Origin of the sequence: Streptomyces sp. AM8-1-1 (genome assembly GCF_032229325.1) — a bacterium.
In the GTDB taxonomy this organism is placed as follows: Bacteria; Actinomycetota; Actinomycetes; order Streptomycetales; family Streptomycetaceae; genus Streptomyces; species Streptomyces achmelvichensis.
Window position 1 is genome coordinate 3592234 of sequence record NZ_CP135086.1, and the last position, 13289, is coordinate 3605522.

11 protein-coding genes are annotated in these 13289 nt (G+C 65.3%); 4 read left to right on the forward strand and 7 right to left on the reverse strand.

Annotation, left to right across the window (positions count from 1 at the left end; genetic code table 11):
* Position 1: 1 nt before the first annotated feature.
* The 5 genes from RPQ07_RS16175 to RPQ07_RS16195 form a co-directional block, all read right to left on the reverse strand.
* Entirely contained in the window at positions 2-1063 is a 1062-nt protein-coding gene (locus RPQ07_RS16175; RefSeq protein WP_313944847.1) for a hypothetical protein, read from the reverse strand.
* Positions 1064-1407: 344 nt separating this feature from the next.
* Positions 1408-2868 carry a replication initiator gene (locus RPQ07_RS16180; RefSeq protein ID WP_313944848.1) on the reverse strand — a complete coding sequence of 487 codons (1461 nt, stop codon included), beginning with the start codon at positions 2866-2868 and terminating at the stop codon, positions 1408-1410.
* Positions 2869-3035: 167 nt separating this feature from the next.
* Complete coding sequence (locus tag RPQ07_RS16185) at positions 3036-3722, reverse strand: DUF2637 domain-containing protein (RefSeq protein ID WP_313944849.1); 687 nt, start codon at positions 3720-3722, stop codon at positions 3036-3038.
* A gap of 45 nt (positions 3723-3767) precedes the next feature.
* Complete coding sequence (locus RPQ07_RS16190; RefSeq protein WP_313944850.1) at positions 3768-5168, reverse strand: FtsK/SpoIIIE domain-containing protein; 1401 nt, start codon at positions 5166-5168, stop codon at positions 3768-3770.
* A 179-nt stretch (positions 5169-5347) separates the two neighbouring features.
* On the reverse strand, positions 5348-5716 hold the full coding sequence (locus tag RPQ07_RS16195; RefSeq protein WP_313944851.1) for a hypothetical protein: 369 nt from the start codon (positions 5714-5716) through the stop codon (positions 5348-5350).
* Between the two features lie 169 nt (positions 5717-5885).
* Here RPQ07_RS16195 and RPQ07_RS16200 point away from each other — a divergent pair, with 169 nt between their 5' ends.
* Positions 5886-6353, forward strand: coding sequence for a GntR family transcriptional regulator (locus RPQ07_RS16200; RefSeq protein WP_313944852.1), 468 nt, complete (start codon positions 5886-5888; stop codon positions 6351-6353).
* 1374 nt (positions 6354-7727) lie between these two features.
* Here RPQ07_RS16200 and RPQ07_RS16205 read toward each other — a convergent pair.
* Both RPQ07_RS16205 and RPQ07_RS16210 read right to left on the reverse strand, forming a co-directional pair.
* Positions 7728-8561 carry a protein kinase domain-containing protein gene (locus tag RPQ07_RS16205; protein ID WP_313944853.1) on the reverse strand — a complete coding sequence of 278 codons (834 nt, stop codon included), beginning with the start codon at positions 8559-8561 and terminating at the stop codon, positions 7728-7730.
* A 64-nt stretch (positions 8562-8625) separates the two neighbouring features.
* Positions 8626-9069 carry a hypothetical protein gene (locus RPQ07_RS16210; protein WP_313944854.1) on the reverse strand — a complete coding sequence of 148 codons (444 nt, stop codon included), beginning with the start codon at positions 9067-9069 and terminating at the stop codon, positions 8626-8628.
* Between the two features lie 1160 nt (positions 9070-10229).
* Here RPQ07_RS16210 and RPQ07_RS16215 point away from each other — a divergent pair.
* The 3 genes from RPQ07_RS16215 (at position 10230) to RPQ07_RS16225 (ending at position 13081) form a co-directional block, all read left to right on the forward strand.
* A complete protein-coding gene (locus RPQ07_RS16215; RefSeq protein WP_313944855.1) occupies positions 10230-11282 on the forward strand; it encodes a Tat pathway signal protein in 1053 nt (350 codons plus the stop codon).
* A gap of 31 nt (positions 11283-11313) precedes the next feature.
* Entirely contained in the window at positions 11314-11778 is a 465-nt protein-coding gene (locus tag RPQ07_RS16220; protein ID WP_313944856.1) for an SAM-dependent methyltransferase, read from the forward strand.
* 367 nt (positions 11779-12145) lie between these two features.
* On the forward strand, positions 12146-13081 hold the full coding sequence (locus tag RPQ07_RS16225; protein ID WP_313944857.1) for a hypothetical protein: 936 nt from the start codon (positions 12146-12148) through the stop codon (positions 13079-13081).
* The last annotated feature ends 208 nt before the right edge of the window (positions 13082-13289 follow it).

Sequence of the window (13289 nt, forward strand, 5' to 3'; positions counted from 1 at the left end):
CTTAGGGGGCCCGCTGCCAGTCGGGCTGTGTGTTTTGCACGCCTTGCGTTGGCCCGCTGGTGAGCCTCTGCTCTCCTGTTCCATCCAACTTGGTTGTGTAGATGTCGGCGTTGCCGAGGCTGTTCCATGCGGAGTAAACGATCCAGGCACCGTCCGGTGAGAAGGCTGGCTGCCACTCCTCCGACGCATCGTTGGTGACTTGTTTCTGCCCGGTGCCGTCAGTGTTCATCACGTAAATGTCTGCATTGCCGCCCCGGTTGCTCTGGAAGACAATTTTCTTCCCGTCGGGAGAAAAAGCGGGCCAGGAGTCGCTCGCCGGGTTCGTTGTGAGCCGTCGCGGCTCCAGGCCGCTACACCCCATGATGAATACATCACGGTTGCCACCGGCACGTTTGCTTGAGAAGGCAATCTTGCAGTCAGTCGGAGACCAAGCGGGCTCCGTGTCCAGTTCCGGATCGAAGGTGAGCTGCATGGCAAGCCGTGCGCTCTCGGGATCGAGCCGATAGACCTCGTGATTGAACCGCTGTGCGGCGGACACGTCGCGGGTGCTCGTGAAGGCGATGGTCTGCCGCGGTCGGGAAAAGCCGGGGGCGAAGGAGGGCTGAAACTCACCTGATGCCTCTTCGGTGATCCTCGCCTCACCCGTGCCGTCGGCATTCATGGTGAAGATGTCCCAGTTATCGTCGCGGAGGCTAGCAAAAGCGATCTTACTCCCGTCGGACGAGAAGACGGGATCTCGGTCGGGTACCGAGTTATTGGTGATTCTCTTCAGCGATGCGCGATCCTCGGGCGTGGCCCCGGCATTCATGGTGTAGATCTCGTCGTTGCCGTCACGGTTGCTTACGAAGACGATCTTTCCGTTCGTGCCGGGAAAGGCATCAGGCGCCGCCGACGAGTTCGGAGCCCATGGTGCGAGCATAATGATTGCCAACACGCCGACCAGCCCGTAGCGCGACCGCAGCCTCATGGTCACCATCTCCCCGTACTGCCAGCTTCCTTTGAGACTACCTCCGTCATCTTGGTCGCGCCCTTCGGCTCCATGGCCGCAGCCATCATCGGCCATCGCGTACTCATCAACTAAAAAGTTGCTCAGAGGTTGCCGAACATCAGGGCCATATCGCAGTCACAGCAAGCGTCCGCCCGTAAACGTCTCTTTGGGGCTTTAGAGCCGCTGGTATGGCCTCTGCTGACCGTTCTGCTACTAGTAGCTGAACTGGACACCGAGGAGGTGGCCCATCCTGTCCCACTTGCTAGTACTCCACTCTGGCGATCTGGCCACCCACTTGGCAATCCAGGCACGTTCCGCATCACTCATAGTCGGCCCAGAGGCCTCGCTTTCGACCGAGGCCTCAGGCAGTGCACCGCCGGTTCCCTCGGCCGGTATTGAGGGGCATTCTGCGACGGTCGTCATTGCCAGATCTCCCCTTCTGTCTTGGCGCACGCTGCTTGTTGCCGTGTGTGAGCGAGGTCGTGGCGGGTTTGGGCGGCGAGGTACTCCTCGCCCGGTCGGTATCCGGAGGCGAGGTAGGCCCAGGACGACTCGGTGACGAGGGTGGATTGCTCGTTTATGTCGAGGCCGGCGCGTGCCTGGGCTCGTTCGAGGCGCCAGTTGCGGCGTACGTCGCGGAGGGCTCCGAGGGTGGTGGAGTAGCGGCGGGATTTGGTGGAGAAGTGGCCGCGGAAGCCGAGCATGTGGGCCCACTTCCAGAGCTTGAGGTCGGCGAATTCCGGTAGATGGCCGAGGGCCCAGGCGGTGCGGATCATCTGGCGTACGTGCTGCTGGACGCGGAGGCGTGTGAGCGGCTCGGCTTGTCCGGTGCCTTCGCAGTCGTTGCAGAGGTCGCGGTAATTGTCGGGGCCGCGGGTGTAGCCGCGTCCCTGGCACGGGTGGCAGATCAGGGAGTGATCGACGGTGCCGGAGTCTTCGGCGCTCTTGGTGGCGTACTTGGCCACGTAGGCCGCGACCTTGTGGTCGGTGAGTTCTCCCTCCCCGAGGGCTGCGATTTCCTGTACGTCGATGCGCTCTCCCCAGACGATCTCCCGCTCTCCGATGGAGTCGGATTCGACGGTGAGGACCGAGCGGCGGGCGGCAGTGCGTACGGCGTGGTCAAGGACGTCGGCGGTAGCCAAGGCCGGCGGAGCGGAGGTGTGGCCTTCCGGGCCGTCGAACCGGATGACGGCGTGGAAGTGGACCAGGCCGCGGCGCTGGTATTCGGCGACTTTGGCGAAGGAGACGCGCAGTGCCGCGTTGAGTGCCTTCTGCGTCATGCCGAGGTGGGCGGCGAGTTCGCGGCGGAGGTAGGTCGTGAAGCGTGCCCATAAGGCTCCGGCGTGTGCGTTCCACAGCACTGCGCCGGTGTAGTCGTAGGTGGCGGGGTCCAGAGGTGTGCCCAGTTCGGCGGCGTCTTCGGGGTGGTGGCTGCCGCAGCGGCACGGGCGGGCCTTGCCGCTGTCGGTGGGACGGTTGTGGACCGGTCCGAAGGAGGGGGCGGTGAGGGTGACGAAGACGCGGGGGTGGGTGCGGACGGAGTCGGCGACGTTCTTGCCGCCGGACAGTCCGGCCTTGATCAAGTGGTAGGTGTCGGCCGCGTAGATGCGGGAGCAGGCTTGGCAGCGTGACGATCGGCGGTTGCCGCAGGCGGTGAGGAGCCGTCCCGTGGGTTCGTCGGTGGTGGAGTAGGAGCGGAGAACCGTCTGTGTCGCGGCGTCGGTGGTGGTGGTCCAGCCCACGAGGTTGACCGGGCGGGTGCAGCCTCGCAGGTTGCGGACTTGATCGTTGACGCGGTCGAAGTCGTCGACGTTGGCCAGTTCGAGCAGGTCCCGCAGGCCGGGGCTGATGATGTGGCGTAGGTCCAGAGGGCGACTCATGGATGCGGGATGTCCTTTCCGGCACGTGGGTGGGCGAATGCGGCGGCGGACGACGGCGCGTGCTGTTGCCGCCCCAGCGGGGGGCTGGAGGAATCGAGCAGGCCGGATAGCGCCAGGGCGCCAGGCCGAGGAGACGTATCCGCGGGGGGCCCAGCGGCTGAAGTGGGCTACAGGGCCGCGTGAAGTGCGGTGGCCATGGGGAGGCCGATACCGAGCCGCATCTTCAGCTGGGCCGGGGTGATGGGGGCACCGTGCTCGGTTCGGTGGGATGCAGCGATGGCGCGGGCTTCCGACAGGAGCGGCTGAGGCACCTTCGTCACAGGTACGGCGACGGGTGCGGGAGGGAACGGCACCGGGGTGGGCGTGCTGTTCTCGGTCGAGCTGCTGGCCTCACTGGGAGTGGATTCGGGTGAGGGCGTAGCCGCTTTCGCGACAGTTGGTTCGGCGTTCTGCGTCACGGTGTGGAAGTGCCGCAGGAGTTGCGGGCCGACCGTGCCCCAGCCGAGGAGGAGCAGAGGGGCGACCGCGTCCACGGCGGCGCGGCCGTAGTGGCCGGCGGCGATGGGTTCGGCGATGTTGAGGGACAGGGTCAGCAGTCCGGAGATGTGCATCAGGCGTGTTGGCGAGCACATCTGTTCGGCGGGGACGCCTCGCAGTGAGAGGTAGCGCAGGGCCACGAGGAGCCCGACCACGGAGAGGTCGACCATGGGCGCGATCAACGGTGCGATGGGGGCAGGGACGCCGAGGCGCAGGGCCAGCGACCAGACGTTGCCGAAGGAGAAAACGAACGCCAGGGCGGCGATGACGACCATGACGACGGTCACGGTGCGTTGAGTGATTCTGTCTTCGCTCACGGGGTCCTACCTCCTTCAAGCCGGTCTCCTAGTGGGGGCATGAGGTCAGAGCGCCGGTGTCGCGCCCTCCTTCTTGGTGAGCGGTACAGCACCAGAGGGCAGCATGCGTTCGAGCAATTCGGCCGGGTCGCGGGTGAGCGACGTGGTGTCGTCCGCGATGCGGGCCGCGTCCATGTCCGACACGTACGGGGTGCGAATACGGGCGAAGCCGGGGCGCGACTGGTGACTCATGGAGGCGACGCCGACGTAGGCGGGGTCCTGAAGATTGATCGGGTTGGCGTCGTCCCAGTTACGGATGTCCTCCCCCAGCGCTGCGACCGCAGCCTCGGCCGTCTTCTGCGCGAAAGAGAGGCCGACCGGGCAGACATCTCGGATGAAGGTCGGGATGGCGTCACCGGTCGACTTCTGTGTGGCCAGGATGGTGAGCAGGCCTACTGAGCGCCCCTTCTTGACCAGGTCTTCCACGAGCCGCGCGTTCTCGGCCGCCAGGCGGGCGAGCTTCTTGGACTCCGGATCGTTGCCCTTGTAGTCGCGGAAGTACGTGTGGGCCTCGTCGATGATCACGACGACGAAGGGCCAGCCTTCAGACGGGCCGACGTCCCACATGCTCTTCACGCCCAACACGGCACGGATTGCGGAGGACCGTGCTCGCCGGAGGTCGACGAGCCGGTTGAAGAGCCCATTGGCCTCGTCCATGTCGTCGCCGACGAAGGCGAACATGCGCTTCACCAGGTCCGCGTAGTCGCCCTCATGCGCAGCTGACACTTTGCCGTCGAAGCCGACGAACTGGATGGCGGGTGAGGGTGCCCAGTCGCAGACCAACCCATTGATCAGGCAGGTCTTGCCGAAGCCGGGAAGGCCGGCCACGGTCACGCCGGGTACCTGCGACAGCTTCACCGACACGGGCTGTCCATACTCGTCGACACCCAGGTCCCAGGTAGCCAACTGCTCCGGCATCTGACCCGTCGGTATCCGCGCGGTCGGGGTGAGGAGTGGGTCGAGTCGCACACCACGGATGACGACCTGGCCGGGGCCGTCGGGCTGGACCGAGACACGCGTGCATCGCCAGGCGTCAGCCAGATACGGCGCGGCCTTCTGGAACTCTTCCAGGCTCACCTTCGGCAGGCAGTTCGCCCTGGCCACGATGCCGAATCGGTCAGGCTTCACTTTCAGGGTCGGGGCGATGATCCGCGGCTTGATCGGCTTGCCGTCCGTGTTCGACCACGACGCCAACATGGTGGGCGTCTTGTCGGTGACTGACAGCCCGGCCATCGGTGCGAACCGCTTCCAGGTTCGGCGCACACGTACGGCTTGCCGAATGCTGGCCCTCGTCATCGTGTCGGCCAGGGCATAGCGGACTATCCACCACACCGCCCAAGCGGCCATCAGGGCGAGGCCGAGCAACGCGAGGACCGGTGCGGGGCCGAACACCTCGTGCAAAGACATCTACTGCTCCTTCGGTTCATAGAGGCAATGTGCGGGCGCCGTGTCGAGGTCCGCCCAGCCCTCGCGGGCGGTGGAAGAAGGGGAGTCGGGGGGTGAGCGAGTTGCTGCCCCGCGGGTCCGGCCCGGCGTGAGGCACCGGGAATGGATGCGCTCAACGCCGGACCGGCAGTCGAGTTCGCTCACGCGGCTGTCTTCACGGACCCCGTCGTGGCGGCCGGAGCGACCAGCTCCAGCGAGGCCGCGCGGTAGGCGACACCGTCCGAGAGCGAACCGTTGAAGATCCGCGCCCACGGAGTCGCGAACAGTTCCACCGGCCTGACCGGGACACCGGGCTTGAGGCCGTTAGGGAGACCGGTCTCCGGAACGGTGATCTTCAGAGCCTCCGCACGGTCGTCCTCCATGAAGAACAGCGTGATCGTGTAGAGCTTCACACCGGTCTCACGGTCGGTGGCGAACTGCGTCTTCTCCTGGTCCGCGTACTTCGGTACGGGCAGGGTGCCGACCATGAACGAGGCGGACGGGAGCAGGCCAACACGGATGCGTGCCATGGGTGTTACGTCCTTTCGACGTGCCCGCCGGGGTGGCAGGGCGTGCCATCCATTGAACATAGCTGACCTAGCACTGTCAAGTGACATTACTGAGCTAGGCATCAACACACATAGCCCTGCTATGTCAGTGGGGTGTGCTAGGGGTGCTAGGAATCGCTACCCTGGGCCAATGAGCCCCGCGCCAGAGAAGAAGCACGACCGCCGGCCGCCGTATCAGCACGCCGCCGACGAGCTTCGGGGCGACATCCTCAAGGGGCAGCTCAAGCCGGGCGAGCAGATGCCGTCAATTCGCGAACTGCAAGATCGCTTCGGCGTCGCCAACATGACTGCGAGAAGCGCGCTGAACGTACTGCGGGACGAAGGACTGATCTACACCATTCACGGTCGGGGCAGCTTCGTCGCGGACAGCACCGACCGCACTGGCGAGTCCACTCCCGGCTACACCCCGCCCGCCTGGTACCTCGCGAAGGACCCCAAGGCTGCGCGCAATGAGGAACCCGAGGAAGGCACGGCGACCTCCGTCACCGAACTGCTCACAGCACTCCGTGATGAAATCCGCGCCCTCAGCGCCGATCATCAGGACTTGCGCCGCGAGGTCGAGGCCCTGAAAGCCCAGCGACAGAATCCGCAGTCCTGATCCGCGCCAACTCCGCCCGCAACTCCTGCGCTTCACGACTCAGCCGCTCAACCATGGCCGACATCTCCAGGACCAAGGCGCGTACTTCGGCCTCATCCACACCGTGAACGGCTATCGGCTCCCCTTTCGGGCGACCCACCTCGCGCTCCGTCATATCTCCTCGTTCGATGTCGAATTGCCTTGAGATACCGCAGCTCCCTAAGCGGTACAGGTACTGCACACCCCAGCGGCGCCACCCTCCTTGCGCACAGGTGTCCCTCGCAACGGGAAACGACCTCCCCTCACGGCCCGCTCGACGGACTGCCAACGAGTCGCAACGTCATGGGCCCTTCCCCACGAACGGCCCTCCATTTCGGCAGGGCGGACACCCTGTCGCCGGATCGCCCACGCCTGACCTGAACCACGAAAGCAAACGAACCTCCCCGAAAACCTCCCCGAAAAGGGGGTCCGAAAATAACGACCTGGTCACAACGAACTCACCGATGCAGTCGATAACTCACCGCCGCACGCGCACCCTGTGGACAACTTCCGCGCGTCGCCGAGACGAACCGCCATAGAAGGTGTGAATCAGTCGGTGACTAGGCGACTGCGGCAGCTGCAAGGCGCCCATGCCTCAACTCCCCGCCCAAGTCGTCCAACGAGACGCCGCAGCAGAGCTGTTCAGAGTTTCTTTACTGGATCAAGGCGGCCCGCTCACGCGGGCCGCGCGCCGGCGGCATGGGCCGCCGCCGCTCCTTGTCTCCGCCACCGCTCACGGCGGCCCACCCGCTCGGCGCGCAGGGCCACGCAAGCGAGCTGCCGATCAGCAGGCAATCGGGACCCGCCAGGCCGTGAGTTCGGAGGCAGCCCCGCAGCCCTCGGGCATGCCCGAGTCGACCGACTTGAAGCCTGCAACGTGATCCGTCCTCGGGCGGCGGCAGACCGACGAAGCGACGCCCCAGGGCGCTGGCTGGGAGACCGGCTTCCGCGGCTTTACCCACCTCCGTGGCCGGGGCCCCGCATCGAGCAAGGCCAGGGGGCCACTCGGACACATTGCGGGCAGGGGACAAGCCTGCCCGAGTAGCCGGACAGCGTACGGCCCCCTGACCGTGCTCGACCCCCAGCCACGCAGGGCACCGGCCAAAGCCGCTCCAGCCGGACTTGTTGCCGACCGCGCCGCGCTCGGGCGTTGTCCCTTCGACCAGTCCACGCACGTGACCACTCTCCTCAACTCAACTCGTGAATAAGAAGGTTGAGGCCTGCCCATAAACGGGCATGGCGACAGCCCCGGTACCATCGGCACCGGGGTCCTGATCAAGGACTCTCCGACCGGACCACCCCCGTTGCTGTCCAGGCTCTGGGGTGGTCCGGTTCTTTCGTACGGGCCCGAAAGCCTTAAGCCGAGGTGGCTTCCAGCAGCTCACACACCTCCGCGGCAGTCGGCCGCTGTGCCGGGTCGTAGCTGAGCATGGCGATGACGGTCTCGCCGAACACGCCCGGCAGTGCGAAGTCCCGCCGCTCACCGTCCACGATGGCCCGACGCTGGACCTCGCGTTCCGCGTCGTCGGCATACGGGACCACTCGCTTGCCCGTAGCAGAGATCAGCAGCGACGCCCCCAGTGCGTACACGTCGGAAGCCGGGGTGGGAGTCGCGGTTCCGGTCGCCAGCACACTGCGGGCGATCTCCGGTGCTTCGTAGTGCACCAGGCAACCCGGGAACGGGAAGTCGTAGAGCGCCGGCACATCCCCGCCGCGGGCCAGCGCCAGATCGATGAGGCGCGTCTGCGCGCCGATCACGAAATGCGCGGGCTGAACGTCGCCGTGGACCCATCCATCGGCATGCAGATCATCGAGCGCGCGGGCGCATGATGCCGCGGTGCAGTAGTCCGGTGCCCCCGCCGCCGTTTCCGCGGCGCGGAAGGATTCCCACAGCCTCCAGAGGTCATCGCCGTCCCACCAGGGCTGGACGTTCCACGTTCCCCGGTCCCATGTCCCGTAGGAGACGTCCGTACGGCCGAGACCGTGCAGGACGGTCGCCTCCCGTGCGGGGGCAAGGGCGGTGTAGCCGTGCTGAGGACCGGCCGGGTAGCCGAGCTTCACCGCAAAGCGCCCCTTGTTCGTCTGCACCTCCCACACGGTCGAGCCCCGCCGATCGAGCACGAGCCTCATAACTGCCGGCTCGACGACCGCACGGAGTTCGGGAGGAAGATCGCTTGCAATGGAAGTCATCTGACCCTCGCAGTCGTTGAAGGGACCGGCCCCCATGATGAGGACCGGTCCCGGAAGCGTGCTCCTAGACGGTGCCGTACGGCCGCCCGTCGTCCGAGTCGCACTGGGAGACGCCGCCTTCGACGTGGGCCCAGTACTTCTCGTCCACGACGTAGCCGGCCGCCTCGATCGCGGCCATCGTGTCGGCGATGGACGCAGCGGGCCGTCCGCCGCGCTCCGGGTGCGGACTGTGGTGCAAGAAGCGCCCGGCGATGCGCGTGAAGAGCCCTTCAGCCTCCCTGGTGTGGAGAAGGATCGCGTGGACACCACGGTCCACGGCCTCGGACGGCATGAGCGGCTTACCAGCGCGTGTGGCCACGGCGCCGTAGTAGGCCAGCGCCTGGTCCACGATGCCGGCCGCGTGCTCCTCCGGTTCCTGCATGTCACGGACGAGGAAAAGCGTGAACCGCTTGAACTCCTCGTCGGTGACGAGCGTCTTGCCGTGCAGTCGTTGCGTGGTCGCAGTCATGTTCACCTTCCGGGTTGAGGGTGGTGCCGTGGACCCGCTCCGGCCGTCGACCTGTCCTTCTTCACGGGGTCGGCACGGCGGCCGGAGCGGGGCTGGGCCCGCCCTGATCACACGGTCCGGGGGAACCGCCGAGCCCTCCGCCGGGCTCCGTGACCAGAGCGGGGGCCTATTGGATGAGCGCCAGGGTGAGCACCAGGCCCACGCTGCCGACGATCATCAGGACGTAGAGAGGGCCGGCGAACTTACAGATGCAGCGTCCTAAGCTGCTCATCGGGCGCTCCTGCGACGCATTGCGCAGGGGAGTGGCGCGGGGGCACTCGCCGCGGCCCTCATAAGGGCCGCCGCTCAGAAGACGCGGGCTGCATCGACCGTGCGCGCACAGTGTTGCGGCCCGTGCATCGCCGGCACTCACAGGGTGGATAGCGCATGGGTTCATTGATGAGAACGACAGGATCGCCCTCGCGCACGATGGAGGACTGCTCCCATGTCTCGCCGGAATCACGAGAGACCCGGAGCGTCATCAGTGAGCGCTGCTCACTGCCGGCGGTGCCACCGATGGTCATCTTTGATTCCCCTCGACGTGAGTGCTTGCGGACACACCGAGGAAACCGCGCCGAACCGCGGCTGGGTATGGGGTTGGGGTGCCGGGGGTGGTCAAGGTGGTCAAAGATCATCTACGCATTACTGACGAGTGACGCCGCCTCAAATGCACTGTGACGTAGGCCGTTTGCTCGTAGCGTGGACCGGGCGGCCAGAGCGAGGAGCAGCGCCGCCGTGGGTAGGGTCAAAGTGATCAAAGATCGTTCAACCACCGGGGGCGCATCATGGCTGCGCGCGAACGCAACGAACGTCTCGCTGCCCTGTTAGGGGAAGCAGGCTGGTCGCGGGCCCAAGCCGCGAGCGCGTACAACCGCGTAGCGACCGAGAACAACCTCCGCAACCACGCGACAATCGGCCGCTCCCACATCAGCATGTGGGTAGGCGGCACCCAGCCCTCGGGGCCCTCGCCCCTAATCTTGAGCCAGGCACTGTCCCGTCGTCTTATGCGAATCGTGACACCGCAAGAGATCGGGTTCCCAGTTCCCACCTCGCTGGCGCAGGGGGCGCCGGAGTGGCGCGTTGATCCTCTGACCGCGCTGACCGACTTGGGGAGAACCGACTTGGACGCGGACCGCAGAAAGCTGCTCACCACTGCGGTGTACTCGACCGCCGCCCTGGCACTCCCCAATCACGCCTGGTGGACGACGATGGCCCACCCGCCCACCGAGCCGGCCATGGGCAAGCAGCGTGTCGGCCGGGGCGACGTCGCCACTGTCCAGGAACTCACGGTGGCGTTCTCCCGCATGGACCAAAGCCGCGGTGGCGGCCACGGACGCAAGGCCCTCGTGCAGTACCTGCACGCCGACGTCCGGGACTTCCTGCACGGCCGCTTCGCGGACGAGCAGATCAGGCGCGACATGTTCTCCGCGGCAGCCGAGTTGTCCTACCTGTCCGGGTGGATGGCATTCGACAACGGCGAACACGCCGTGGCTCAGAAGTACTTCGTCCTGGCCGTGAAGCTAGCCGCACGTGCTGACGACGCTCCCCTATCCGGACACATCCTGCGCGCCATGGCGCATCAGGCCATCGATCTCGGCTACGCCCGCGAAGGTCTCCACCTCGCTGAGGCATCCGTGCACGGCGAGAGGTATGCGGCCGCCACACCCCGAGAGCGGGCGCTGCTCGGTGTCATCCATGCCCGCGGTCTGGCCGCGAACGGGAAGAAGCAGGCAGCTGCCAAGGCCCTCCTGCGCGCCGAGGACGACTTGGCAGCGGCGAGCGACGGGATACAGGAACCGCACCGGACCTTCTTCTTCGGAGAGGCATCACTGGCCCACGAGACAGCCTGCACGCTCCGGGACCTCGGCGACCGACCGCGAGCCATCCGCGAGTTCCGCCACTCGGTCCGCACCCGAGGCACCGCCTTCCGCCGAACGCACGCCGTCACGCTCGGGTACCTAGGCGCGACGCAGATCGCCGGCGGGAGTGTCGAGGAAGCCTGTGCGACCTGGGGCAGCGTTCTGGACGCGATGGAGGACGGCATCTACTCCGGACGCGCCCGCCAGGCAGTCGTCGACATGCGCCACCTTCTGTCCCCCTACCGACGTCGCGGCATCCCCGCCGTCACCGCTTTGGACGCCCGGGCAACGGCCTACCTGATCCAAGTAGATTGATCGGCGTCACGCCACGGATGAGGGGAAGCTCATGACTCAGTCGCTGGAGATCAAGCCCATCGGCATCGTGGTGGGCGGGCGCACCGAGCCAACGGATGACCACTGGGGCGAGACGGCGATCATCCGTCTCAACCCCGAGTACCCGGTCGAAGTGGTTCAGGGCCTCGAGGAGTTCTCACACCTCCTCGTCGTCTGGCACTTCCACAAAGCATCACCCGACGACATCGCCCTGCACGCCCGCAGCCCTAGGAACAACCCCCAGTGGCCCGCCACCGGCACCTTCGTCCACCGCAACCACCGCCGGCCGAACCAACTCGCCCAGTCGTTCCCGCGGCTGCTCAATGTTGACGGTCTCGACCTGCATGTGGCTAATCTCGACGCGATCGACGGGACGCCGATCTACGACCTGGCCCCGTACTTCCAGGAAATGGGACCGCGAGGTGAAATCCGGCAACCCAGCTGGCCAACCGAGATGCTTGAGGACTACTGGGCCTAAGTGATCCTGGGCAGGGATGGCATTCGACTACCCCACAGAGTCTGCCGCAGCTACGAGCCCGCAACGGGGGCAACCACCGCAGCATGGCGGACACCCGAGCGGGCTTAGTCACGGCTCAGACGCGGTTCACTCACCGAAGTTGCCTTTGGGAAGCGGCGGGCGAACATCGCCGCCTGGCCGTGTAAGCCAACGGGACAGCCAGTCGTCAGTGCCAGAGGCAGGCCGGGCAGATCGCCTTGTTGGCCAGCTCCATGGTGTTGATGCGCTGGCGTAGCCCATCTGAGAGCGGTAACCCAACGCGGCCGCCTGTCACACCGGACCTCCGAACCCGATGACACCCCGTCACGAGATCTCTATGATCTGTCAGGTGACAGGGGCTTCTGGCTGGGTCTGGGACCCAGACACATGGCAGGACTGGGCCATTCGTCTACTCCGGCAGGAGTACGGCGCGGACAACGTCATCAAGGTGCCTGACCAAGATCGAGGTGATCTCGGCATCGAGTGCTTTACCCGTGGCGGCATCGTCTACCAATGCTATTGTCCAGAAAATCCCGACCTGAACCCTAGGGCTCTCTACGGCAATCATCGAGATAAAATCACCAAGGATCTCAACAAGTTCATAAAAAATAAGGACGACCTTACGCGTCTTTTTGATAGCGTGAAAATCAAATCCTGGATCCTCCTTACACCTCGACACGAATCATATAGGACCGTTCAACACTGCAGTGAGAAAGCTACGTTCGTCCGACAAGCCGGACTTCCGTACGTTACGGACGACTTCATAGTCGACGTGCATGAACTCGCGGATTACAAGGATTCTGCCGCAATCTTGCGCCGAGGGCCAGTGCTCCCAGCTCCCGTCGGCGTCCCTGCTCAGGTCCCCCGAAGCACTCCGGACGGAATCGACTTCGGTCTAGTTGGGGGTCCACTGATCGGCGTAATGGACCAGAAGCTAGCAAGGGTTCCTCGTCTCGCCGATCCGACCAAGCGAGCCGTATTCAGGGCACATTTGCTCGGTAGCCAGCTCGCGGCAGAGGGGATCCTTGACAACTACTTGGAGTCCATCCCAGAAGTACATCAGCAGATTCTCGATTGTATCGCCAGTGTAGAACGAGGGCTGTTGCTCGCTTTCGGCCCTGGGGATCTGCCCCATAAGGTCCTGGGGTCGATCATCGAAGACGTTCGTACTCGCGTGGAGCAAGTAGTACCGGGAATCGCCAAGAGCAACGCCGAAAGTATCGCCTACATGGCGGTTACGGATTGGCTGCAGCAGTGCCCCCTGGACTTCGAGGAGGCAGGCTAAAATGTCACGGGATGCTACCTCCGTAAACGAAGATTTGCGCGGCCAGCCTGTAATTTTCAGAAGTAGGCCGCGGCCTATCCCGCCAACCAGTGACACTACCTGGCGGCTTGGCGCTCTGGTCCTAGTACTGAGTAAATTCCACGCCTCAACTGCCGACATTGATCACCTGAATGTCGTCACTCACGCACTCCGGACGTCTACGACTCGC

What these genes read in the sequence shown, in the direction of transcription:
- RPQ07_RS16175 (WP_313944847.1), bottom strand. Translation starts at nt 1,063, where the DNA reads ATGGCCGATGATGGCTGCGGCCATGGAGCCGAAGGGCGCGACCAAGAT.
- RPQ07_RS16180 (WP_313944848.1), bottom strand. Translation starts at nt 2,868, where the DNA reads ATGAGTCGCCCTCTGGACCTACGCCACATCATCAGCCCCGGCCTGCGG.
- RPQ07_RS16190 (WP_313944850.1), bottom strand. Translation starts at nt 5,168, where the DNA reads ATGTCTTTGCACGAGGTGTTCGGCCCCGCACCGGTCCTCGCGTTGCTC.
- RPQ07_RS16195 (WP_313944851.1), bottom strand. Translation starts at nt 5,716, where the DNA reads ATGGCACGCATCCGTGTTGGCCTGCTCCCGTCCGCCTCGTTCATGGTC.
- RPQ07_RS16200 (WP_313944852.1), top strand. Translation starts at nt 5,886, where the DNA reads ATGAGCCCCGCGCCAGAGAAGAAGCACGACCGCCGGCCGCCGTATCAG.
- RPQ07_RS16205 (WP_313944853.1), bottom strand. Translation starts at nt 8,561, where the DNA reads ATGACTTCCATTGCAAGCGATCTTCCTCCCGAACTCCGTGCGGTCGTC.
- RPQ07_RS16210 (WP_313944854.1), bottom strand. Translation starts at nt 9,069, where the DNA reads ATGACTGCGACCACGCAACGACTGCACGGCAAGACGCTCGTCACCGAC.
- RPQ07_RS16220 (WP_313944856.1), top strand. Translation starts at nt 11,314, where the DNA reads ATGACTCAGTCGCTGGAGATCAAGCCCATCGGCATCGTGGTGGGCGGG.